Raw genomic sequence first — 581 nt, forward strand, 5'->3', positions numbered from 1 at the left:
GCCCGGGGCGGCGCGTGGCAGGCGGCCGTCGAGGCCGGTCGCCAGCAGGGCGTGGAGCTGGGCGACCGCGGGGGCCGGATCGTAATCGGGCAGGATCGCGCGGCCGACGATGATCCCCTTCATCAGCGGGGCGACCAGCCCGTAGAGCCGGTCCGGGTCGCAATCCGGGCTGGTGGCCAGCGCCGCGAAGGTTTCGGTGAACCAGTCCCGGGTCTCCGCCTCGGACCGGGCGGTCAGGTCGGAGATGGCGGGGTTGCGGGTGGCCTCCGACCAGATCTCCATGCGCAGCACCGCGGCCTCCCGGGTGATCGACACGAAGTAGCGCGCGATGAGGTCGAGCAGGGCCGCGCGCGGGTCGCCGCCGTGCCCCATCTCTTCGACGAGCTGGATGCCGCGCTCGCGCTCGCGCTCCACCAGCCCGACGACCAGGGCTTCCTTGGATTCGAAGTAGCGGTAGAAGTTGCCCGGGCTCATCGCGGCCTCGCGGGCGAGGTCCTGCATCGTGGCCCGGTGGAAGCCGTTGCGCACGAAGCAGGCCTCGGCGGCGTCGAGGATGTGTTCGCGCCGCGCGGCCTGGCCGG

At 73.0% G+C, this 581-nt stretch carries 1 protein-coding gene; it reads right to left on the reverse strand.

Translation table 11 applies throughout. The annotated features are described in order from the left end of the window. Positions 1-581 (reverse strand): TetR/AcrR family transcriptional regulator (locus FV228_RS32145; protein WP_147858007.1); only part of this gene is annotated, 581 nt, incomplete at both ends.

Source organism: Methylobacterium sp. WL18, from assembly GCF_008040015.1.
Classification (GTDB): domain Bacteria; phylum Pseudomonadota; class Alphaproteobacteria; order Rhizobiales; family Beijerinckiaceae; genus Methylobacterium; species Methylobacterium mesophilicum.